Raw genomic sequence first — 23,728 nt, forward strand, 5'->3', positions numbered from 1 at the left:
AAATAAGAGCAAAACTTATATAAAAAGAATCGCTCTTATTCACCTAACCAATAACATTTTATTATTCAATATATTTCTCGAATGACTTAGTATCAATTCGTGCTTTTAAATCGTGTAATAAATTATATAGCCCAAAAAAAGTTCTGTTGATGTATAAAAAATGTTTTGAACCTCTATTCCCATTCATTTTTCGCAATTGTGAATCTTTTGCAAACTCTTCTCCCATTTTAGCAATTTTCCCAAAGAAGTCTTCATCAGAAAAATCAAAATAATCGCCATGAAATGGTTTGGTAAACAAACTCAGTAATTCATGAAATATTTTCGTAAAATAAGCCATTTCATTTTCTGAATCATCTGCTCTCAAAATTTCTAATTCATATAATTTTTCGACAAACAATTTCGGATTATCAATAATTTCAGGTTTTGCCAATTCGAAATAGGGAATATAAAATTCCTCCGGAACCTTCTTCATACATCCAAAATCTATAGCTACCAAATTAGAATCGGAATCAATCAAAAAATTTCCGGGATGCGGATCAGCGTGCACTTGTTTTAAATGATGCATTTGATACATATAAAAGTCCCAAAGTGCCTGTCCTATTTTATCACTTTTAACTCTATCTTCATTATGTGCAGTAAATTCGGAAAGGTGTTCGCCTTCAATCCATTCCATGGTTAAAATCTTTTCAGATGATAATTCAGGATAATATTTTGGGAAACGCAAATACTCAATTTTTCCACACAGAGCTGAGACTTCTAAACTTTGTTTTAGTTCTAAAACATAATCTGTTTCTTCTAATAGTTTGTCTTCAACTTCTTTGAAATACTTCTCAGAATCTTTACCTTTTAGATTAAACATTCTTGTTGCAAAAGGCTTTACCAAAGCCAAATCAGAACTTATACTATCCGAGACTCCCGGATATTGAATTTTCACAGCAAAATTTTTCCCATCTTTGGTTGCTTTGTGTACCTGACCGATACTTGCAGCATTCGTGGCATCCGGAGTGAAGGTGTCAAATATAGCTTCCGGATATTTACCTAAATATTTTTTAAATGTTTTTCGAACCAATGGCGCTGACAATGGCGGCACTGAAAATTGCGACAACGAAAATTTATCGACATAGGCTTGAGGCATAATACTTTTATCCATACTAAGCATCTGAGCTACCTTCAAAGCACTTCCCTTCAGGTTTTTTAAACCATCGTAGATATCGTCGGCATTGTTTTCATTTAATTTATCTCGATTCAGATTCGGGTTAACTATTTTTTCGCCATAATAAGCAACATAGTTTCCACCTACTTTAATGCCGGTTTTGACTAATTGTCCGGCACGTTCTAACTTTCCTGTTGGAATTTTATCTAATGTTTTCATTTATGCTGAATTAATTTCAGGATTATTGCATTTTTTCTTTCCAAAGGAATTTACCCAAATCAAATAAACTTTCTAAAGGCTTAGTATCTAATAAATCAACAACCGTATTCACTGATTTCTCAATCAAAACATCTGTTTTTTCAAAACCTTTTGATGTATCATCAATCCAAAATTTCAATAAAAATAAGAACTGAAGCCATGCACCTTCAGAGAAAACGGGTTCGGTTACTTTCGCTACTTTCCCGAAAGGCTCTGAAGGTTTTGACTTTATTTTAGTTACGATATACTCTTTAAAATGGTTTCGAAAAGTGGTCAAACTCTTTAAATTCTTTAGTCCTTCCTTATTTTCTTTTAAAGAAAACAAAATATAACTTCTGTTAAGAGTGAGTATCTCAAACAACGTAAAGTAAAGAGTAAGTAATTTGTTTTTATCGGAATAGGTTTCAAAAGTTGGTTCCTTTTCAATAGTGTCTACTGCATTTTCAAAAAACTTTACCCATATATCTTGCTTTAATGCATCAACAGAACCAAAAAAAGAGTAGAAATCACTTTCTTCTATATTGTGTTTTTTGCAAAAAGCAAAAACGTTTTTGGGCGCTTCATTCATTTCTAAAACATCATTCATATACAAGGAAATAATCTGAAGATCATTCAACTGCTTTTTCTTTGCTTGTGTTGTTTTTGTTGTTGCCATACTGTCTCTAATTTATTAGAATGTAAAGTTACAAACTGTTTAATAATTATTACAAATACTTAAACAAAAAGTTTTGTTAAAGTTTGTGCAAAAAAAAACGTCCATTTGTAATGAACGTTTTTTTTTATATTTTAAAACCGAGAATTATTTCCCAGCTTCTTTTTGAGCATCTTGCACCATTTTCTCATTGGCAGTAATAGCAAATTCTACACGACGGTTTTGACTTCTTCCTTCCGCAGTATCATTCGTAGCAATCGGATCGGCTATTCCTAAACCTGTGGTTGTAAAACGACCGGCACTAATTCCTTTTCCGGCTAAATAACTTTTAACCGAAGCCGCTCTTTGCCCTGAAAGCGTTAAATTATATTCAGGCGTTCCCGTACTATCTGTATATCCATAAATTTGAATGTTAGTATCAGGATATTGATTAAAAACCGGAACCAATTTATCTAAATTAGCTTTTGCTGCTGCAGTTAAAGTTGATTTATTCGTATCAAAACGAACAGCGTTTTCGCCTAATACTAATTTAATTCCTTCTCCAACTCTTTCTACTTGTGCGCCAGGTAAAGCCGTCTCGATTTCACGAGCCTGCTTGTCCATTTTGTTTCCAATTACTCCACCGGCAACGCCACCAATTACACCGCCAAGAACAGCACCAAGTGCGCCATTTCCTCCTTTACCGATATTATTCCCTAAAACCCCACCAATTATAGCTCCACCAACTGCGCCAATTGCAGCACCACGTTGCGTTTTATTTGTATTTTTTACTGCTTCACAACTCGTAAAAATCGTTGATAGCATCAGTAAACCAGTCAATAAAATTGTACTTGTCTTTTTCATATTTTTTAATTTAATCGTTCAAATTGATATACAACATCTGTTAATTTTCCCGCAACATTAATTTTGTCAATAAGTTGGAAAGAGTTTTCCGTTTGATTGGCAACTGTCAAAACATAACCGGTCTTGATTGTTTTTGCTTTAGCTTCATCCAGAATTTTTAAAACAAACTGCCCTTCATTATTAATAAACCAAGTAATTGGTGTACTGTAAGCTGTACATTTTGGACTGTTTAAAGCAAAATTCCCTTTGTTGTTGTTAGAAATAAATTTCCATGTACTTCCGATAAAACATTTTGAATCGGCCAAATCGAACGAAGTAACTTTAATTACATCTGAACCCGGATAAGTGACTGCCGAAATTTGCCAATTCCCTTTAATAGCAACTTGAGAATTTAAATCTCTCTTCGTACTTGTTGCCGAATTTGACTTACAGGATAAAACCAAAACGGATAATAAACTTATTAAAATAATTTTTTTCATTCCTATAAAAATTTAGAATTAATTACTGCAAATATACGTCGATTTTTACTTTGGGATTTACAATATATCGTAGAATTGTTTCAGAATTACTGTAGAATTGTTACTACGTCAATTTGTCATAACTTTTACAATTGGTATTAGTTTTGACTAGTCAGGTTTAAAAATCGTTTAACCCGCCTGCCGGCTGGCTGGCATAAAAAATATAAATATGACAACAGGAAAAATTAATGTATCCGTAGAAAACATCTTTCCATTAATTAAGAAGTTTTTATACAACGACCACGAAATTTTCTTGCGTGAATTAGTATCAAATGCCACTGATGCTACACTAAAATTAAAACATTTAACCAGTATTGGTGAAGCCAAAGTCGAATATGGCAACCCAATTATCGAAGTTAAAATTGACAAAGAAGGCAAAAAACTCCACCTCATCGATCAAGGTTTAGGAATGACAGCCGAAGAAGTTGAAAAATACATTAACCAAATTGCTTTTTCAGGTGCCGAGGAATTTCTTGAAAAATATAAAGACTCTGCCAAAGATTCAGGTATTATCGGTCATTTTGGACTTGGATTTTATTCCGCATTCATGGTCGCTTCAAAAGTGGAAATTATCACCAAATCATACAAAGACGAACCGGCTGCACATTGGACATGTGACGGAAGCCCTGAATTTACTATAGTTCCATCTGACAAAACTGAGAGAGGAACCGAAATCATCCTTCACATAGCTGAAGATTCATTAGAATTTTTAGAAGAATTTAAAATCCGTGAATTGTTGACCAAGTATAATAAGTTCATGCCGATTCCAATTAAATTCGGAACAAAAAAAGAAGCATTGCCAAAACCTGAAGATGCTCCTGATGATTATAAAACTGAATACAAAGAAGTTGACAACATCATCAACAACCCAACACCGGCTTGGACAAAACAACCGGTTGATTTAACAGATGAAGATTATAAAAACTTCTATCATGAATTGTATCCAATGCAGTTTGAAGAACCTTTGTTCAACATTCATTTAAATGTAGATTATCCTTTCAATCTGACCGGAATTTTATATTTCCCAAAAATGTCAGCCGATTTGCAGCTGCAAAAGGACAAAATTCAAATGTATCAAAACCAGGTTTTTGTAACTGATAATGTTGAAGGAATTGTACCTGAATTTTTAGTGATGTTGAAAGGTGTGATTGATTCTCCTGATATTCCGTTGAACGTTTCGCGTTCAGGTTTACAGGCTGATAGCAATGTGAAGAAAATCTCGAATTACATCACAAGAAAAGTAGCCGATAAATTGAAATCATTATTCACCGAAAACCGTGAAGATTTCGAGCAAAAATGGAATGACATCAAAATCGTATTGGAATACGGAATGCTTTCGGAACCAAAATTCTATGAAAAAGCAGGAGATTTCATTTTGTATCCATCGGTTGACAATAAGTACTACACTTTGGCTGAATTAAAAGAAGCTATTTCGGCAAACCAAACCGATAAAAATGGAAAAACCGTTGTGTTATATGCTTCCAACAAAGAGGCGCAACACGGTTATGTTGAAATCGCCAAAGAAAAAGGATATGAAGTTTTATTATTGGATTCTCCAATTGTGTCACATTTGATTCAGAAACTGGAAAGCGATAACGAGAATTTGACTTTCGTTCGTGTCGATTCTGACCACATTGATAAACTGATTCAAAAAGAGGAAACTCAAATTTCGAAATTATCAGAAGACGAATCAACACAATTAAAAACCGTTTTGGAAGAAATTGTACCAAAAGCAAATTATTCGGTTCAACTAGAACCTATGGACAGCACTGCAGCACCATTCATCATCACGCAACCTGAATTCATGCGAAGAATGAAAGAGATGAGTCAAACCGGTGGCGGTGGAATGTTCGGCATGGGTAATTTCCCTGAAATGTATAATTTGGTGGTTAATACTAATTCCGAATTAGCAACGACAATTCTAAACACTTCCGACAAATCAGCTCAGGAAAGTTTGGTAAAACAAGCTTTAGACTTAGCAAAAATCTCGCAAGGATTATTGAAAGGTGAAGAGTTGACTGCTTTTGTGAAAAGAAGTTTTGAACTTATAAAATAGTCCTTCGACAAGCTCAGGACAACATAAGATTAAAGTATTAAGACCTGTGAGTGAAAGCTTGCAGGTTTTTTTATATTTTAGCTAAAGTTAAATCAGTCAAAATGAAAAAAGTATTCTTATTTCTAATCCTTATCCCTTTTTTGTCATTTGCCAAATTTTATAAAGGAACAGTGAATTACAATGATGGCACAACCAAAAAAGGTTTTATTGAATTGCCTGATAATCCAACTGAACAAAAATTAAAATTCAGAAGCGAAGAAAATGGCAAGACCGAAAAGTTGAGTATTGATGAAATTGCCGGATTTGATATTGTAAACAATCAAGATATAACCATCAATTTTATATCAATCTATCTCGCATCCGGAAGATTATTCTCAGGTAAAAATTATAAGATTGACAGCAAAAAATCTTGGGTAAGAGTTGAAAAAGTTGGAAAAAAAATAGATTTGGTTTCCGCGTATTATACTTCGTCTGCCGTATTGGGCGCAGCGGGACAAACTTCATCGTCAGGAAGAATGCTGTATTTACGCAGACATGAAAATAATTTTGCTCTTATTTTAATTCCCATAAATGAATACGGATTAGGTGTAGATGTAAATTATTATAGTACGGTTATGAAAATCTTAGGCTATCATTTTGAAGATGATTGTCCAAAAGTATTGCCCTTAATTACCAAAGAGAGACTAAAAAACGAAGGCTTGGGAGTTATCGTTGACTTGTTCGATGAAAACTGTGGCGCTAAATAATTTAACTAATAAATTGTAATTCAAATGACTTTAAACATCGAAACTCCGGCATTACTCTTCTCGGCAACTTCCCTGATTTTATTGGCCTATACCAATCGGTTTTTAACTATTGCCCAAATCGTGCGTAGCCTTAAAAAACATTACGACGAAGTACATACGAAAAGCATTTTGCTGCAAATCAAAAATCTAAACCTGAGACTTTCACTCATTCGATACATGCAACTTTTTGGAGTTTTGTGTTTGTTTCTTTCGGTGTTTGCGATGTTATCGTTATTCCTAGAACAACAGACTATGGGCATTTACCTTTTTGGTGCAAGCTTATTGACTTTACTTATTTCACTTGGAATATCTTTTTGGGAAATCAGTATTTCGGTTACTGCATTGCGACTTCATTTAAGTGATTTGATGGAAGGTGAAGAAGAAAAATAATTTTACTATTTTTGAATAAAACCAAAGACCATGAAATTCCAACTCGAAAGAATACTTCTCTTTAGCGATGCTGTCTTTGCCATCGCCATTACCTTAATGATTATTGAAATAAAGCCACCACATCTCGAACATGGAAGTACGTTTTGGCAAGGCTTTAGCGCCTTTCTAAAGCTGAGTCCCATCATAATGGGAACTGTTCTTAGTTTTTATCTCGTTGGTTTGTTTTGGTATCGGCATCATGACCTGATGAAGCATTTGGTAAACTGTGATGGTAAATTTTTAGCCCTTAATTTAAGTTTATTGCTTGCTGTTGCTTTCATTCCGTTTTCCACTGCTTTCGTTTTCGAGAACGAACCCTCACCTTTTCCTCTATTGATTTACAATATGAATTATGCCATAGCCTCGCTACTTTATTACAAACTATGCAGCTATGCTTTCAATCCTAACCATAATCTTGCTAGTTCAGATGTTTCTGTAGAAGTCAGCAAAATGAAAAGGGAAACCATTTATTCACTGGGAGTTTATACGCTAACTACAATACTTGCCTTTTTTACACCTTTGGCTCCAATTGGATACGCCGCTTTTGCATTTCAGCATAAGGTGGTAAATAGAAAATAAAAAACCGTCTCGTTAAATAAAACGAGACGGTTTTTAATTTATTTCTAAAAATTACTTGCTCAAGTACATTTTACGTCTCGAATACAATTCGTAAAACTGATCGTCTTTCAAATCATCTATGAACAAAATGCTTTCGCCTGTTGATTTCATTTCCGGACCAAGTGCTTTGTTTACATCTTTGAATTTACTGAAAGAGAAAACAGGTTGCTTAATCGCAAAACCTTTTAATTTTGGAGTATAGGTAAAGTCGGTTACTTTGTTATGACCAAGCATTACTTTTGTGGCATAATTTACATAAGGTTCGCCATACGCTTTTGCAATAAAAGGCACTGTTCTCGAAGCTCTTGGATTGGCCTCAATGATGTAAACGATATCGTCTTTTATGGCAAACTGAATATTGATTAAACCAACAGTTCTCAACGCTAATGCGATTTTCTTTGTATGGTCTTTGATTTGCTGCATAACAAATTCACCCAAGTTAAACGGCGGTAATGTTGCGTTACTATCGCCCGAATGGATTCCGCAAGGCTCTATATGTTCCATGATTCCGATGATGTAAACATTTTCTCCATCGCAAATTGCATCGGCTTCGGCTTCTATCGCTCCGTCTAGATAATGGTCCAATAGCAATTTATTTCCTGGAATATTTTTCAGCAAATCGATAACATGCTCTTCCAATTCTTGTTTATTAATGACAATCTTCATGCCTTGTCCGCCTAAAACATAGGATGGACGAACCAATAACGGAAAATCTAAAACATCTGCCAATGCTGAAGCTTGGTCTGCATTTTCAGCAATTCCAAATTGTGGAAATGGAATTTTTAGATCGGTTAACAATTCTGAAAATCTTCCTCTGTCTTCGGCTAAATCTAAGGCATCAAATGAAGTTCCGAGGATTTTTATTCCGTATTTTGATAATTTATCAGCCAATTTCAATGCAGTTTGTCCTCCTAACTGAACGATAACACCTTCAGGTTTTTCATGTCGAATGATATCATAAATATGCTCCCAAAAAACAGGTTCGAAATATAATTTATCTGCCGTATCAAAATCGGTGGAAACGGTTTCGGGATTGCAGTTAATCATGATGGTTTCGTAACCACACTCTTTGGCTGCTAAAACACCGTGAACACAAGAGTAATCAAACTCAATTCCCTGTCCGATTCTGTTTGGTCCTGAACCTAGAACCACCACTTTCTTTTTATCGGTAACAATGCTTTCGTTGTGAACATAACGTTCTCCATTGGCAGTTTCAATTTCAGCTTCAAAGGTTGAGTAATAATAGGGTGTTAGCGCTTTGAATTCGGCCGCACAAGTGTCAACTAATTTATACACCCGCTTGATGTTCATTTCATCGCGCAATTTATTCACTTGGCTTTCCAAACATTTTAGCATGTGAGCAATTTGTCGGTCGCCGTAACCTTTTTGCTTAGCTTCCAATAATAATTCTTTTGGAAGATTGGTAATGTTATATTTTGAAATCTCTTTTTCTATCGTATATAATTCTTCGTATTGCTTCAAAAACCACATATCAATTTTAGTGATTTCATGGATTCTGCTTAATGGAATTCCCATCGCAATCGCATCATAAATCACGAAAACTCTGTCCCAACTTGCATAGGTAAGCTTCTCGATAATTTGCTCGTAATTTTTGTGCCCTTTTCCGTCAGCACCAAGTCCGTTGCGTTTTATTTCTAATGATTGCGTTGCTTTGTGCAAGGCTTCCTGAAACGAACGCCCAATTCCCATAACTTCACCAACTGATTTCATTTGAAGTCCTAAAGTTCTGTCTGCACCTTCAAATTTGTCGAAGTTCCAACGTGGGATTTTTACGATTACATAGTCTAAAGTTGGTTCGAATAAGGCTGATGTTGATTTTGTAATTTGATTTGGCAATTCATCTAAGTGATATCCTAAAGCTAATTTAGAAGCTACTTTCGCAATTGGATACCCTGTTGCTTTTGATGCTAATGCTGATGAACGCGAAACTCTTGGGTTGATTTCAATCGCAACGATATCCTCCTTTTCATCAGGTGAAACAGCGAATTGTACGTTACAACCACCGGCAAAATTCCCAATGGAACGCATCATCAAAATCGCCATATCACGCATTTTTTGGAAAGTTGTGTCCGATAAGGTCATTGCTGGTGCAACGGTAATCGAATCTCCTGTATGGATTCCCATTGGATCCATATTTTCGATAGAACAGATGATTACTACGTTGTCGTTTTTATCGCGGAGTAATTCTAATTCGTATTCTTTCCAACCAAGCAAAGCTTTGTCAATCAAAACTTCGTGGATTGGTGACATTTCTAATCCATAGGTTAGTTTTTCGTCGAATTCTTCTTTGCTGTGTACGAATGCTGCTCCGGTTCCACCAAGCGTAAACGATGGACGGATTACTAACGGAAACCCAAATTCCTGTGCAATTTCTTTTCCTTTTAAGAATGAGGTTGCGGTTTTGGCTGGTGCGGCCGGTACGCCAATTCTTTCTAACAATTGCTTGAATTGTTCTCTGTCTTCGGTAATGTTGATGGCGTTAATATCGACACCTATTAGTTTTACTCCGAAGTCTTCCCAGATTCCTTTTTCGTCCGCTTCCAAACAAAGGTTCAATGCTGTTTGTCCACCCATTGTTGGCAGCACCGCATCAATTTGTGGATGCTCTTTTAGGATTTGGATGATTGATTTTGTAGTTAATGGCAATAAGTAAACATGATCGGCCATACTTGGATCGGTCATAATCGTTGCCGGATTGGAATTGATAAGGATTACTTCTATTCCTTCTTCGCGGATTGAACGTGCTGACTGGGAACCGGCATAATCAAATTCGCATGCTTGTCCGATTACGATTGGACCTGAACCTATGATTAAAACCGATTTGATTGAATTGTCTTTGGGCATTGTAGTTAGTGTTGTAAGTTATGTGTTATAAGTTGTATGTGTTGTGCATGCTTTTGTTTCTAGCCCCGATTGCAGCGGAAATCCTTTTTATTTTTTCTTTAAAAATAAAAAGATTGCAGTGGAAAGCGGGAAATAGCTCCTAAAAATTATCAATATTTATGAACAAGTTCAAAAAAAAGCCGCTACTAATAAAAGTAACGGCTTGATATTGATTAATTGCTAATCATTATTTTTTGTGTCTTGGTTCAGAAGATACAGTCAATTTATGTCTTCCTTTTGCTCTACGACGCGCAAGGACTTTTCTTCCATTTGCAGAAGCCATTCTGTCCATAAATCCGTGTTTATTTCTTCTCTTTCTTTTCGATGGTTGAAACGTTCTTTTGCTCATTGCTTTGTATCTTTAAAATCGTGTACTATTCTCTTTTAATTTGGTTCTTTCAAAACCGAGTGCAAATATACAACGATTTTTATTTCCTGCAAGTAGTTTTTTAAAAATATTTTCAATTCAATTTATTACCTTTGCGGCACAAAAATTATAACTTATGTTTCACAGATTTATCAAATTAATTATAGCGGCATTATTAGTAGCAACAGCCATTTGGCAGTTTTCGGAAAGCAATATTGGTAACGGAATCTTTTTGATTCTGCTCACGGCGGTTCCGATTTTCCTTTATTATAAAAATGAATACATTCTTTTGGCCTTTTTAAAATTGAGAAAACAGGATTTTGCAGGTGCGAAAGTTTGGTTAGATAAAATTAAAAATCCTGAGACTGCTTTGGTGAGAAAGCAACAAGGTTACTACAATTATCTTCACGGTTTGATGATGTCGCAAACGAATATTCATCAATCGGAGAAATTTTTTAAAAAAGCGGTTGAATTGGGTTTGAGTATGGATATGGATTTGGCTGTAGCCAAATTAAATTTAGCCGGAATTGCCATGTCGAAAAGACGTAAATTGGAAGCTACAACTTTATTAAACGAAGCCAAAAAGTTGGACAAACAAAATATGCTGAATGATCAGATTAAGATGATGAAGGAACAGATGAAGAAAATTTAGTGTTCGGTATGCAGTAGCAGTTGGCAGTATTATCCTTAAATAAAAACGTCCTGAAATTCTCAGGACGTTTTTTATGACTTAACCAATCAGTTGGGCGTATAAATCTTCTTTTTCGTTTAGATATCTGTATTCAAAGCCGTGATCCTGCATTCTTGATTTTATAGCATGGACATCTTCTTTATTTTTTAGTTCTAAACCTACTAATGCCGGCGCGATTTCTCTGTTGTTTTTTTTAGTAAATTGGAAAAAAGTAATGTCGTCGTCCTTGCCCAATATCTTGCTTACAAACTCTTTCAGAGCGCCGGGACGTTGCGGAAATTGTATCATGAAATAATGTTTTAGACCTTCGTATAAAAGCGAACGCTCTTTTATTTCCTCTGTTCTTTCGATGTCATTATTGCTTCCACTAACGATACAAACTACATTTTTCCCTTTTATTTCTTCCTTATAAAAATCTAATGCAGCGATTGAAAGTGCACCAGCCGGCTCAACAACCATGGCTTCTTCGTTATATAATCGCAAAATGGTCGTGCAGACTTTACCTTCAGGAACGAGTACAACATCATCAAGATTCGCTTTGCAAATTTCAAAATTTAACTGCCCAACCTGCTTTACAGCGGCGCCATCAACAAATTTATCGATAGTCTCTAAATACGTATTTTGGCCGTTAGCAATGGAAGTTTTCATCGCGGGTGCACCTAATGGCTCGACACCAATGATTTTAGTTTTGGGACTTAATTCGGCAAAAACAGTAGAAAGTCCGGCTGACAATCCGCCACCGCCAATAGGAACAAAAACATAATCTATTGGTTTTTTTGTAGCTTCTAAAATTTCTAAACCTACTGTTCCTTGCCCAGCGATAACTTTGATATCTTCAAAAGGATGAATGAAAACTTTATTGTTCTCGTTGGCATTCTTTATGGCTTTGGCGTAAGCATCATCAAAAGTATTTCCAGTCAAGACGATTTCTACAAATGATTTTCCGAACAATTGCACTTGTTTAATCTTTTGTTTCGGAGTGGTTCTCGGCATGTAAATAATGCCATTTATTTGGAGTAAATTACATGAATAAGCAACGCCTTGAGCATGATTTCCAGCACTGGCACATACGATCCCCTGCTTTTTTTCTGCCTCAGAAAGTGAACTCATTTTGTTGTAAGCACCACGAATTTTATAGGAACGAACCACCTGCAAATCTTCTCTTTTTAGAAGAATTGTAGCTTCAAATTCATCCGATAAATTTAAGTTTTCAGTCAATGGCGTAACCTGAACGACTCCATTTAACTGATTTTTTGCTTGTGCTATTTCCTGAAATAAATTCATGATTTCTCCTATTTGGATTTCTTATTCTACAATTTTTTTCATTGCTGTCATGGCGTTACGAAGTTCGGCACCACAAATTTCAATGGAATGATTTCTAATGGCTGCATTAATTTTTACCAATTCGAAATTATCTGTGGTAGCATTTTTATCAGCGTTGAAGTTTTTTCCAATTAAATTGGTATCGACTTTTTTCATAAAATCAGCTAATAACGGTTTGCAGGCGTGATCAAATAAATAGCAGCCATATTCAGCTGTATCCGATATTACACGGTTCATTTCGAATAATTTTTTTCTGGCTATTGTATTTGCGATAAGCGGTGCTTCGTGCAATGATTCATAATAGGCTGATTCATTTTTAATTCCTGCAGAGGTCATAGTTTCATAAGCCAATTCAACTCCAGATTTTACAAAAGCAACCATCAAAGTAGCGTTGTCAAAATATTCCTGTTCCGGGATTTCCATTGTTCCGGCAGCGGTTTTTTCGAAATGAGTTTCGCCTGTAGCTTCACGCCAAGTCAGTAGATTTTTATCTCCATTTGCCCAATCTTCCATCATGGTTTTAGAAAATTCACCCGACAAAATATCGTCCATATGCTTTTTGAACAAAGGCGTCATAATCGTTTTTAGTTCATCAGCCAATTTAAAAGCTTCTATTTTTGCCGGATTTGAAAGACGGTCCATCATGTTCGTAATTCCGCCTATTTTCAAAGCTTCAGTAATTACTTCCCAACCGTATTGCACAAGTTTTGAAGCATAGGAAGCATCAATTCCTTTTTCTATCATTTTGTTAAAACTCAAAATCGAACCTGTTTGCAGCAAGCCACAAAGAATGGTTTGTTCTCCCATCAAATCCGATTTTACTTCGGCCACAAACGATGATAATAAAACACCCGCTTTGTGTCCGCCTGTTCCAACGCAATAGGCTTTTGCGATTTCCAAACCATCACCATTTGGATCGTTATCCGAATGCACCGCAATTAATGTTGGTACACCAAAACCACGTAAATATTCGGCACGAACTTCTGACGCTGGTGATTTTGGAGCAATCATAATAACAGTTAAATCTTTACGGATTTGCATTCCTTCTTCCACAATATTAAATCCATGTGAATAAGATAAACAGGCACCTTGTTTCATCAAAGGCACAATTTTATTGATAACCGGAGTGTGCTGCTTATCCGGAGCCAAATTGGAAACCAAATCGGCAGTTGGAATAATATCTTCAAAAGTTCCTACTTCAAATCCGTTTTCGGTAGCATTAACATACGAAGCTCTTTTGTTGTCAATAGCTTCCTGACGCAAGGCATACGCCACGTGAAGCCCACTATCGCGGAGATTTTGTCCTTGAGCTAAACCTTGAGCACCACAACCAATGATGACTATTTTTTTACCATTTAATTTTGAAACTCCGTTTGCAAATTCGCTGCTTTGCATAAAATCACATTTTCCTAATTCCTGAACTTTTAAACGATGAGGAAGTGAATTGAAATAATTTGACATTGTTTTTATAATTTGCTTTAAGCTTTATGCAATAGGCTTTAAGCGGTTAGTATTAGATTTAATTTTTAAGTATTACTATTTTACATTTCGAAAATCATGCTCTTATGATTCAAAAATTCGTTGTTTATTGGTTTTTTGGTTGGATCATTTCTCTCCATATCCAAAACTTTTTTGTGAACACCTTCACTTGATTTTATAATGGCAATTCGAGAGCTTTTTACAAATTCTATCAAGCTGTATTTTGATAATTCGGTTAATAAATTATCGACTTCATCGTCTTGTCCTGTAGTTTCAAAGACGGTATAGTCATCCCGAATAACTACTGCTCTTGCTCCAAATTCCCTAAGCAACCGCTCCACCTTTACCTCTCTCATTATAACGGATGTCGGAACTTTATAAAGTGCTATTTGTTGCCAGATAATTTCATCATTGGTGTTGTAAAAAACCTTGAAAACTTCAACATTTTTTTCTAACTGACGAACAATATTTTTAACTACAGTTTCTGTTTCTCTAATTACAATTGTAAATCGGTAGATGTTTTCTATTTCGCTTGGCGAAGAATTAAAACTGTCCAAACTTATTTTTCTTCTTGAAAAAATGATGGCAATTTTATTGAGCAATCCAACTTGATTTTCGGTATATACGGTTAATGTGAATTCCTGTTTCATAATACAATTTTTAAATTTCTTCTTTGCTCAAAACGATTTCGGCAACTCCTTTTCCTTGCGGAACCATTGGAAACACATTGTCTTCGTGCAATACAGCAACTTCTAATAGAAACGAACTCGGATTATCCAACATTTGTTTCAAACCTTCGCGAAGTTCTTCCCGTTTCGAAATTTGTCTTCCGTCTATATTGTACGCTTTCGCTACCTGAACAAAATTTGGGCTGTGAATATCGGTAAACGAATAGCGTTTTTCATGAAATAGTTCCTGCCATTGACGTACCATTCCAAGATAGCTATTATTGAGAATTAAGATTTTTACGTTTGGCTGAAACTGCATTATTGTTCCCAATTCCTGAATATTCATTTGCGCTCCGCCATCTCCCATAATAGCTATAACCTCACGTTCAGGCGCTCCGAGTTTTGCTCCAATTGCAGCTGGTAGTGCATATCCCATCGTTCCTAAACCACCGCTTGTAATATTGCTTCGGGTTTTATTTTGCTTTGAATAACGACAAGCCACCATTTGATGTTGCCCAACATCGGTTACAATTACAGCTTCACCATCAGTTAACTCATTAAGAACTTTTATCACTTCACCCATTGTCAAACCGCCTTCGGTTGGATTGAGTTCTTTTTCTATTAACGTTATGGTTTCTTTTTCTTTTTTAATTTCAAATTCTTTGAACCATTCCGGGCGAGGTTTAGTTTCAATTAAATTAGTAAGCAAAGGCAAAGTTTCTTTACAATCGCCCCAAACAGAAACTGTCGTTTGTACGTTTTTATCAATTTCTGCCGGATCAATATCTAAGTGAATAATTTTTGCTTGCTTGGCGTATTTATCTAATCTGCCGGTTACACGATCATCAAATCGCATTCCGACAGCAATTAAAACATCGCATTCATTTGTTAAAAAATTAGGGCCGTAATTGCCATGCATCCCCAACATACCAACACCTAACGGATGATCTGTTGGAATTGCACTCATTCCCATAATTGTCCACGCGGCCGGTAAATTCCCTTTTTCAATAAAATTTTGAAACTCCTTTTCCGCATTTCCTAAAATGATTCCCTGACCAAATACTACAAATGGTTTTTTAGCCTCATTGATTAATTTTGCCGCTTGTTCTATATATTCAGGTCTGACAATAGGATTTGGTCTGTAACTTCTAACATGAATACAAGGTCTGTAGCCAATATAATCGAACAATTGCAATTGTGCGTTCTTCGTGATGTCTATTAAAACCGGTCCGGGACGACCACTTTTAGCGATATAGAATGCTTTAGCAAGTACTTCCGGAATTTCATTAGCGTCTGTAATTTGATAATTCCATTTTGTGATTGGCGTAGTGATGTTAATTATATCTGTTTCCTGAAAAGCATCAGTTCCCAATAAATGGGCAAAAACCTGACCCGTAATACAAACTAGCGGTGTGGAATCTATCAAAGCGTCTGCCAAACCTGTAACCAAGTTTGTTGCTCCGGGACCGCTTGTTGCAAATACAACTCCTGTTTTTCCGCTAACTCTTGCATAACCTTGTGCAGCATGAATGGCACCTTGCTCGTGACGAACCAAAATGTGATTTAGCTTTTCATTAAAGTCAAAAAGAGCATCATAAATTGGCATGATTGCTCCTCCGGGATAACCAAAAATAGTAGTTACGCTTTCAGATAATAAAGCATCAATTACGGCCAAACTTCCTGTGGTAGAAATAGGTTGTCTTCCTGCTTTTTCGATTTTATCTAATTCTAATGTTTTCATAGTTTTATTTTTTAATCTTCATCGGTAACACAACCTTCTGAAGCGTCTTTAACCAATTTTACGTATTTATAAAGCACTCCGTTTGTCACTTTTAAAGGAGGAATGACTAGTTTTTTTCTTCTTTCTTCCAACTCAGCATCGGAAACTTTTAAATTAATAGCGTTTGTGACCGCATCAAGTTCGATAATATCGCCATCATTAACGAGAGCAATATTTCCTCCATCGAAAGCTTCCGGTGTGATATGACCGACGACAAATCCGTGGGTTCCACCGCTAAATCTTCCGTCGGTAATTAGAGCAACACTTTTTCCTAAACCTGCACCAATAATGGCAGATGTTGGCTTAAGCATTTCGGGCATTCCCGGACCGCCTTTTGGACCAACATATCTGATGACAATTACATCACCCGCTTGTATTTTTTTATCTTCAATGCCTTGAATAAGTTCTTTTTCACCATCAAAAACTTTGGCTGGTCCCACGAATTTTTCACCTTCTTTACCTGTAATTTTTGCTACAGAACCTTTGGTTGCCAGATTTCCATATAAGATTTGAAGATGCCCGGTTTCTTTAATCGGATTTTCGATAGGACGAATTATATTTTGATCTTCAAAATCAATTTCAACCACATTTTCTAAATTTTCGGCCAATGTTTTTCCGGTAACGGTTATGCAATTTCCGTGAAGCATTCCTTTGCTCAACAAATATTTTAAAACCATTGGAACGCCTCCTTTTTCGTGGAGATTTTGCATTAAATAATTTCCGCCTGGTTTGAAATCAGCTATCAATGGTGTTTTGTTGCTGATTCTTTGAAAATCGTCCTGCGTAATTTTAACACCAACGCTTTTCGCCATGGCGATAACGTGTAAAACCGCATTTGTACTTCCGCCAAGTGCAATTAACGTGGTAACTGCATTTTCAAAAGCTTCAAATGTCATAATATCTTTTGGACAAATATTTTTTTCTAACAGTAGTTTTATATAATGAGCAGCTTGCTTGCATTCTTCAATTTTTTCATGGCTAACAGCCGGATTAGAACTCGAATATGGCAAACTCATTCCGAGCGCTTCAATAGCGATTGCCATTGTATTAGCAGTATACATTCCGCCACAGGCTCCAGCACCAGGGCAGGAATTTTTGATAATTCCTTTAAATTCTTCTTCGGATATTTTTCCGGCTATTTTTTCACCCAAAGCTTCGAAGGCGGAAACGATATTCAAATCTTTTCCTTGGTATTTGCCCGGAGCAATGGTTCCACCATATACCATTATTGACGGTCTATTTAATCTTCCCATGGCAATTATAGAACCCGGCATATTCTTGTCGCAACCCGGAATGGCAATTACGCCATCATAATAATGTCCGGCAACAACACTTTCAATACTATCCGCAATGATTTCACGACTTACTAAGGAAAAACGCATTCCATCTGTACCGTTAGTAATACCGTCGCTAATTCCGATAGTATTAAAAATCAATCCCACCATTTCATTTTCATTTACCTCAACTTTGATATAAGAAGCCAAATGATTGAGGTGCATATTACACGTATTTCCATCGTAACCCATTGAAGCAATTCCGATAAATGGTTGCGCCAATTGCTGGTCGTTCAATCCTATTCCGTACAACATTGCCTGAGCAGCAGGTTGTGTTGGATCTTGAGTTACCGTTTTACTGTATTTATTTAATTCCATTAGTAGTTTGTTTCTTGTAATTCTTGTTGCTTTAAGCTCAGTAAATTTATAAATGAAATGTATTTTTATAATATCTGCATTTATTTTTTTTACAGTATCCGATTAATTTTTTATTAGGATAATTAATTGATATTCATTGTTTTAAATTTATTTTTTTACGACGTCAATTACTTAATTATTAACTTCATTTTTCTTCTGAACTTAGAATAAATGTCATTTACAAAAGGTTTTTATCAACATTGTATTAAATAAAAAGACCTCCCAAATAATTTAGGAGGTCTTTTTATTTACAACTAACAAAATCTCCTATCCAAATTTTGGAATGATAATAATTGAGACAATGTTAATAATGTTCGTATCTGAATACATCTTTTTATTTTTGAATTTATATACTCATTTATAAATATATAAAATAATTTAATTAAAAATTAATAACCCGAAAGCGGAATTTCTATTTCGTATTTTTTCTTGGATGGATTGAGCAATTTTTTGTCGCGCAACCAAGGGTTATGGATTTTTAGAATTTTATAATTGATGCCTTGTGTTTTGGCGAAATTAGCTAAATCGTTGATGGTACTGTCGACTTCTATTTTTTTAAATGGAATTCGTGCATACAAATCACTTTCATAAATATTAAACCCATAAAGAGCTGGGTTTTTCATTATTTCCTTAAGTGCTAAAATTCTAAAAACATAGCGTGCCGTTTCTTCGGTCAAACCTAAATCGTAATAATTGGAAACTTTTTGTTCCTCAATTCTTTTACCAACTCCGGACATTCCTCCGTTATAGGATGCTGCTGCCAATGTCCAGGAACCAAATTTTTCTTTGGCTGCCAATAGATATTTACAAGCTGCTTCGGTTGATTTCTCTAAGTGATAGCGTTCATCTACAAGTTCATTAACTTCCATGCCTTTTTCTTTGGCAGTATCAGGCATAAACTGCCAAACTCCTTTAGCTCCCGAAGGTGAAGTTGCGTTTACAAGACCACTTTCGATTACGGCAAGGTATTTAAAATCATCGGGCACTCCATACTTTTGCAGGATTGGTTCGATTACAGGAAAAGCTCTGTTAGCTCTTCGAATTATTAAAACAGTCGTCGCATCTAAATTAGCATTGATAAGTAATTCTCTATCTAATCGTTCTCTAACGTCACTTATTTGTAGTGGAGCACTTTCTCCTGCAAAGTCAACCGCAGTTGGAAAATACATTGGAGTTCCTTCACGTAATAATTTTTCTTTATTGTCTCCAGCTATTCCAAAAATCATCATTCCGGAAATCAAAATTACTACGAATGTCGATAATAGGGCTTTATTCGTTTTCATAACTGTAGGATTTAATTTTTGATCATTCATATTGGTAAAACTACAAAAATCGGTACAAAATCAATTATTATCTAACATAATTTTAGGCAAATTTTCGTTAAGCCATTTGTATTTTGTCAGAATCATAATGTGCGTTCCGTCTTTAACTTGGATACTTTTTTTAATATGTTTTATTGGGAAAACCTCATCCGCATCGCCATGAATATGAATAATTTCATTGTCAATTTCAGTTCGATTCCAATTGATTATTTGTTCAATTGCCCAGTCTAAATACACTTTATCCCGAACGGAAAGGAACTTTTCATACAACTTTATTCGTTGTTTTAAAATAGAGGAACCAAAAGTGAATTTGGCTAAAAGTTCAATGTTTTCAAATAGTTTCGTCGGAATCAGTTTGTAGGCTTTAGTTGACTTGGCAACCTTAAAACGTCTTGGAAATTCTACATTAGACTTGACACTCGAAATGATAATTACCTTTTTGGGATTTACAAATGGTTTCATTTCCTGAACCAAAATACCACCAAAAGAAACTCCAACTAAAATAAAATTTTCATGTTTTATGTTTAATGCCATTCGCTTTGCGTACTCTTTCAACGATTCATTTTTATTGGGTAAAACCCATTCTAATAAATGTATTTCGAAAGTTTCTGACGGTAAATGAATTCGCTCAAAAATACTCGAACTTGCCGCCATTCCAGGCATAAAATAAACGTGAATTTTAGTCATTTTTTAACTCGAAACTGGTTAATTATTAGTAACTTTGTATAAAAATAATCCTTTTTATTTACTTGATTTATGGAAGCGACAGTAATTTTAGAAAAAATTGAAATTAAGGATAACACCTTTGCACGACAATTTGAGACTTTGGTAGATGGAAAATTAATTTCTGTAGAATATTCATTTCAGGAAAAAAAGATTTTCTTAACGCGAATAAATGTTTTTGATGGTTTCGACAACGAGGAATTCATTAATAATTTGCTAAAGAACATTATGGAAATAGCCTATGAACGCAAGTTAAAAGTAGTTCCAATTTTACCAAAAATTGCACTTTTCTTCAGAAAGAATTCTTGTTACAGAGATTTACTTCCTCCGGGAATTAAAATATAATATAAGGTTACCAATGATGAAGGAGTTTCAGATGAAGCTCCTTTTTTTATTATATTTATCGAATGAATGCAGAAACACTTCGTGAGGGAATTATTGATTTCTTTGAAAATATCGAGAAGTATTATGGCAGCAAAACAGAAATAACACAAGGATTATTTTCTGAATTGGATAATCATAATGCTCATTTAACGGCGTGGAATTTATCCGAATTCGAATTGGTTCGCTCAGCTTATCGAAACAGCGGAGACAAATTTATGCTGGAAGGCAAAGGAAGTTACTTCGAAATTTCAGCAGAACGAATTATCGATTTTAAGAAAACAGGTCGGAATAAATTTGAGTTTATCGAGCAATATAGTGAAATCGTTTTTAGGATTACTAAAATCAGGTTTCATTATAAATATTAGACTTCTACTTTCAGGAATTCCATTCTCACACTACCGTCTTCATCAATTTTTGACAAATTGACTTCATGCAATGTGTTTATCAATTCCGGATTCCATGGTGCTTTTACTTTTACATAGTTTTCAGTAAAACCGTGAATGTAACCTTCTTTATTTTCGCCTTCAAAAAGTACTGTTCTATTACTTCCAATCTGACTTTCATAAAAAGCACGCCGTTTCTTAACCGATAATCCTCTAAGCATTTTACTTCTTTTGTTGCGGACATTCATTGGAACAACATCTTGCATTGCAGCCGCTTCGGTGTTATCTCTTTCGGAGTAAGTGAAAACGTGTAAATACGAAATATCCATTTCGTTTAAGAAATTATACGTTTCTAGGAAATTTTCATCAGTTTCGCCCGGAAAACCAACAATCACATCAACGCCAATACAGGCATGAGGCATGACTTCACGGATTTTATTTACTCTGTCTGTATAAACTTCACGAAGGTAACGACGCTTCATTTTTTTCAGAATCTCATTGCTCCCGCTTTGTAACGGAATATGAAAATGTGGCACGAACGTTCTGCTTTGCGATACAAATTCGATGGTTTCGTTTTTCAAAAGGTTGGGTTCGATAGATGAGATTCGGAGTCTTTCAATGCCTTCTACTTCATCCAAAGCCTGAACTAAATCCAGAAAAGTATGTTCGTGTTTTTTATTTCCGAATTCACCTTTACCGTAATCACCAATATTTACACCTGTCAAAACGATTTCCTTGATTCCTTGTTTTGAAATATCGGAAGCATTTTTCAGCACATTATCTAAAGCATCACTTCTCGAAATTCCACGTGCTAACGGAATCGTGCAATAGGTACATTTATAATCACAGCCATCCTGAACTTTCAAAAAAGCACGCGTTCTGTCACCAATAGAATAACTTCCAACATAGAAATCGGCTTCTTCGATTTCGCACGAATGCACTTCGCCCATATCATTTTTGGACAAGTCATTTATATAATCGGTGATTTTGAATTTTTCTGTCGCACCCAAAACCAAATCCACACCATCAACAGCAGCCAATTCTTCAGGTTTTAATTGCGCATAACAACCAACCGCAGCAACGAATGCTTTTTCGTTGAGCTTCATGGCTTTTTTAACTACTTGTTTGAATTGTTTATCGGCATTTTCAGTAACCGAACAGGTATTTATCACATAAATATCGGCTACTTCTTCAAAATCGACGCGGTCAAAACCTTCGTCCTGAAAATTTCTCGCAATGGTTGAAGTTTCGGAGAAATTTAATTTGCAGCCTAAAGTATAAAAGGCGACTTTCTTTTTGTTTTCCATAATTCACTCCAATTAATGAAATCGTTGTCAAAAATTGAGAGCGCAAAGATAGTTTAATTTGGTTATTTGTTAATGCGGTTATTTGATGATTTTCAAAACCAATCTATTCTTTTCTGAATTTTTTTGTAATTTCAAAAACGTGTTCTAAAATTTTTGCATCTTCTTCTGAGAATTCTACCTGACGACGCGCCATTACTATTTTAGCAGTTTGAAACGCTTTTGAAGTTAAATATGTTGTGAATCCAGAAGCTCCGCCCCAAGAAAAACTCGGCACAAAATTACGTGGAAAACCAGCTCCAAAAATATTAGCAGAAACACCAACAACAGTTCCTGTGTTGAACATGGTGTTGATTCCACATTTGCTATGATCTCCCATCATCAGTCCACAGAACTGCAAACCGGTTCGGGCAAAACCTTCGGTTTCATAACTCCACAATCGCACTTCTTCATAGTTGTTTTTCAGATTTGAATTATTGCTGTCGGCGCCAATATTACACCATTCACCCAAAACAGAATTTCCTAAAAATCCGTCATGACCTTTGTTCGAATAGCCCATCAAAACCGAATTACTCACTTCACCTCCAATAACAGAATGTGGCCCAACAGTTGTTGCTCCGTAAACTTTAGCTGCCAATTTCACTCTACCCGATTCGCACAAAGCAAATGGTCCGCGAATTACTGAACCTTCCATAATCTCCGCATTTTTTCCGATGTATATTGGTCCGGTTGAAGCATTCAGTGTTACAAATTCGAGCTTTGCTCCTTCTTCTATAAATATATTTTCAGGCGAAAGTACATTAACGCTTTTAGGGATAGGTTGCGAATGCCTGCCTTCGGTAATCAACTCAAAATCTTCGCGTAAAGCAGCATCATTTTTAGCAAAAATATCCCAAGTGTTTTGCACAGTTAAACATTCTTCACTGAATTCGACTATCTCATAACTATCAAAATCGACTTCCTCCTGCGTATCATTTGTGTAAAAAGCGATTACTTCATCACCTTGAAAAATAGCTTGGTTTTTTTCTAAACTTTTCACCATTTCAGAAAGAATGTCATTTGGCAAAAAAGAAGCATTAATCATAACGTTGTCTTCCATTTCTACCATCGGAAACTTTTCTGAAAGATATTCTTCGGTCAATGTTGTCGTCGTGTATCCTAAATATTTTTCCCATTTTTCACGAATAGTTAAAATTCCGATGCGAATATCAGCAACCGGTCGTGTGAATGTAAAAGGTAAAAGTGCGTTGCGAACTGTTCCGTCAAAAAGTATGTAGTTCATTGTGAAGGTTTATAAGTTTATGAGTTTATAACTCTCTTCAAAAGTACAAAGATTAAACAAATAAAAAAACCACTCACTTGCGTGAATGGTTTTGATAAAATTTGAACACTAAAAC

The 23,728-nt window shown here is 35.4% G+C and carries 22 protein-coding genes; 7 read left to right on the top strand and 15 right to left on the bottom strand.

The annotated features are described in order from the left end of the window. Positions 1 to 61: 61 nt before the first annotated feature. From L1S35_RS00415 to L1S35_RS00430, 4 genes are all read right to left on the bottom strand, one after another. Positions 62 to 1,372, bottom strand: a complete 1,311-nt coding sequence (locus tag L1S35_RS00415) for an ABC1 kinase family protein (RefSeq protein ID WP_236395716.1) — start codon at positions 1,370 to 1,372, stop codon at positions 62 to 64. Positions 1,373 to 1,394: 22 nt separating this feature from the next. Next, on the bottom strand, positions 1,395 to 2,066 hold the full coding sequence (locus L1S35_RS00420; protein WP_236395718.1) for a TetR family transcriptional regulator C-terminal domain-containing protein: 672 nt from the start codon (positions 2,064 to 2,066) through the stop codon (positions 1,395 to 1,397). A 144-nt stretch (positions 2,067 to 2,210) separates the two neighbouring features. Continuing rightward, a complete protein-coding gene (locus tag L1S35_RS00425) occupies positions 2,211 to 2,906 on the bottom strand; it encodes a YiaD family glycine zipper/OmpA-like lipoprotein (protein WP_236395720.1) in 696 nt (231 codons plus the stop codon). A gap of 5 nt (positions 2,907 to 2,911) precedes the next feature. Next, positions 2,912 to 3,385 carry a lipocalin family protein gene (locus L1S35_RS00430; protein WP_236395722.1) on the bottom strand — a complete coding sequence of 158 codons (474 nt, stop codon included), beginning with the start codon at positions 3,383 to 3,385 and terminating at the stop codon, positions 2,912 to 2,914. Positions 3,386 to 3,593: 208 nt separating this feature from the next. On the opposite strand from L1S35_RS00430, the gene htpG reads away from it, so the two are divergent. From htpG to L1S35_RS00450, 4 genes are all read left to right on the top strand, one after another. Then, positions 3,594 to 5,480, top strand: a complete 1,887-nt coding sequence (gene htpG / locus L1S35_RS00435) for a molecular chaperone HtpG (protein ID WP_236395723.1) — start codon at positions 3,594 to 3,596, stop codon at positions 5,478 to 5,480. A 101-nt stretch (positions 5,481 to 5,581) separates the two neighbouring features. Next, positions 5,582 to 6,226 (top strand): hypothetical protein, encoded by a 645-nt coding sequence (locus L1S35_RS00440; RefSeq protein ID WP_236395724.1) that lies wholly within the window; start codon positions 5,582 to 5,584, stop codon positions 6,224 to 6,226. Between the two features lie 24 nt (positions 6,227 to 6,250). Then, positions 6,251 to 6,655, top strand: coding sequence for a DUF2721 domain-containing protein (locus L1S35_RS00445; RefSeq protein ID WP_236395725.1), 405 nt, complete (start codon positions 6,251 to 6,253; stop codon positions 6,653 to 6,655). A 30-nt stretch (positions 6,656 to 6,685) separates the two neighbouring features. After that, on the top strand, positions 6,686 to 7,273 hold the full coding sequence (locus tag L1S35_RS00450) for a TMEM175 family protein (protein WP_236395726.1): 588 nt from the start codon (positions 6,686 to 6,688) through the stop codon (positions 7,271 to 7,273). Between the two features lie 51 nt (positions 7,274 to 7,324). Here the strand turns inward: L1S35_RS00450 and carB are convergent, their stop codons facing one another. Both carB and rpmH read right to left on the bottom strand, forming a co-directional pair. Beyond that, positions 7,325 to 10,177: a carbamoyl-phosphate synthase large subunit gene (gene carB, locus L1S35_RS00455; protein WP_236395727.1), complete on the bottom strand. Its 2,853-nt coding sequence runs from the start codon at positions 10,175 to 10,177 to the stop codon at positions 7,325 to 7,327. A gap of 226 nt (positions 10,178 to 10,403) precedes the next feature. Beyond that, positions 10,404 to 10,565, bottom strand: a complete 162-nt coding sequence (gene rpmH, locus L1S35_RS00460) for a 50S ribosomal protein L34 (RefSeq protein WP_008464848.1) — start codon at positions 10,563 to 10,565, stop codon at positions 10,404 to 10,406. 154 nt (positions 10,566 to 10,719) lie between these two features. Between rpmH and L1S35_RS00465 the strand changes: the two genes are divergently transcribed. After that, entirely contained in the window at positions 10,720 to 11,235 is a 516-nt protein-coding gene (locus L1S35_RS00465) for a DUF2892 domain-containing protein (RefSeq protein ID WP_236395728.1), read from the top strand. 78 nt (positions 11,236 to 11,313) lie between these two features. On the opposite strand, the gene ilvA is transcribed toward L1S35_RS00465, so the two are convergent. The 7 genes from ilvA to L1S35_RS00500 form a co-directional block, all read right to left on the bottom strand. Further along, a complete protein-coding gene (gene ilvA, locus L1S35_RS00470) occupies positions 11,314 to 12,558 on the bottom strand; it encodes a threonine ammonia-lyase IlvA (protein WP_236395729.1) in 1,245 nt (414 codons plus the stop codon). Positions 12,559 to 12,579: 21 nt separating this feature from the next. After that, the gene (ilvC, locus tag L1S35_RS00475; RefSeq protein ID WP_236395730.1) at positions 12,580 to 14,058 is read right to left on the bottom strand and encodes a ketol-acid reductoisomerase; all 1,479 of its coding nucleotides are present in this window, start codon (positions 14,056 to 14,058) and stop codon (positions 12,580 to 12,582) included. A gap of 80 nt (positions 14,059 to 14,138) precedes the next feature. After that, the gene (ilvN, locus tag L1S35_RS00480; RefSeq protein ID WP_236395731.1) at positions 14,139 to 14,726 is read right to left on the bottom strand and encodes an acetolactate synthase small subunit; all 588 of its coding nucleotides are present in this window, start codon (positions 14,724 to 14,726) and stop codon (positions 14,139 to 14,141) included. Positions 14,727 to 14,736: 10 nt separating this feature from the next. Further along, positions 14,737 to 16,485 carry a biosynthetic-type acetolactate synthase large subunit gene (gene ilvB, locus L1S35_RS00485; protein ID WP_236395732.1) on the bottom strand — a complete coding sequence of 583 codons (1,749 nt, stop codon included), beginning with the start codon at positions 16,483 to 16,485 and terminating at the stop codon, positions 14,737 to 14,739. Positions 16,486 to 16,496: 11 nt separating this feature from the next. Continuing rightward, positions 16,497 to 18,176 (bottom strand): dihydroxy-acid dehydratase, encoded by a 1,680-nt coding sequence (gene ilvD, locus L1S35_RS00490; RefSeq protein WP_236395733.1) that lies wholly within the window; start codon positions 18,174 to 18,176, stop codon positions 16,497 to 16,499. 428 nt (positions 18,177 to 18,604) lie between these two features. Then, complete coding sequence (locus tag L1S35_RS00495) at positions 18,605 to 19,498, bottom strand: lytic transglycosylase domain-containing protein (RefSeq protein WP_236395734.1); 894 nt, start codon at positions 19,496 to 19,498, stop codon at positions 18,605 to 18,607. Positions 19,499 to 19,558: 60 nt separating this feature from the next. Further along, positions 19,559 to 20,224 carry an alpha/beta hydrolase gene (locus L1S35_RS00500; RefSeq protein WP_236395735.1) on the bottom strand — a complete coding sequence of 222 codons (666 nt, stop codon included), beginning with the start codon at positions 20,222 to 20,224 and terminating at the stop codon, positions 19,559 to 19,561. 69 nt (positions 20,225 to 20,293) lie between these two features. On the opposite strand from L1S35_RS00500, the gene L1S35_RS00505 reads away from it, so the two are divergent. Together L1S35_RS00505 and L1S35_RS00510 are read left to right on the top strand one after the other, a co-directional pair. Continuing rightward, positions 20,294 to 20,605, top strand: a complete 312-nt coding sequence (locus L1S35_RS00505; protein ID WP_236395736.1) for a GNAT family N-acetyltransferase — start codon at positions 20,294 to 20,296, stop codon at positions 20,603 to 20,605. Positions 20,606 to 20,667: 62 nt separating this feature from the next. Continuing rightward, entirely contained in the window at positions 20,668 to 21,009 is a 342-nt protein-coding gene (locus tag L1S35_RS00510) for a hypothetical protein (protein ID WP_236395738.1), read from the top strand. Here L1S35_RS00510 and mtaB read toward each other — a convergent pair. Both mtaB and L1S35_RS00520 read right to left on the bottom strand, forming a co-directional pair. Further along, a complete protein-coding gene (mtaB, locus tag L1S35_RS00515) occupies positions 21,006 to 22,334 on the bottom strand; it encodes a tRNA (N(6)-L-threonylcarbamoyladenosine(37)-C(2))-methylthiotransferase MtaB (RefSeq protein WP_236395741.1) in 1,329 nt (442 codons plus the stop codon). The genes L1S35_RS00510 and mtaB overlap by 4 nt on opposite strands. 103 nt (positions 22,335 to 22,437) lie before the next feature. Further along, complete coding sequence (locus tag L1S35_RS00520) at positions 22,438 to 23,613, bottom strand: GlmU family protein (protein ID WP_236395743.1); 1,176 nt, start codon at positions 23,611 to 23,613, stop codon at positions 22,438 to 22,440. Between the last annotated feature and the right edge of the window lie 115 nt (positions 23,614 to 23,728).

Source organism: Flavobacterium anseongense, assembly GCF_021608185.1.
GTDB lineage: Bacteria > Bacteroidota > Bacteroidia > Flavobacteriales > Flavobacteriaceae > Flavobacterium > Flavobacterium anseongense.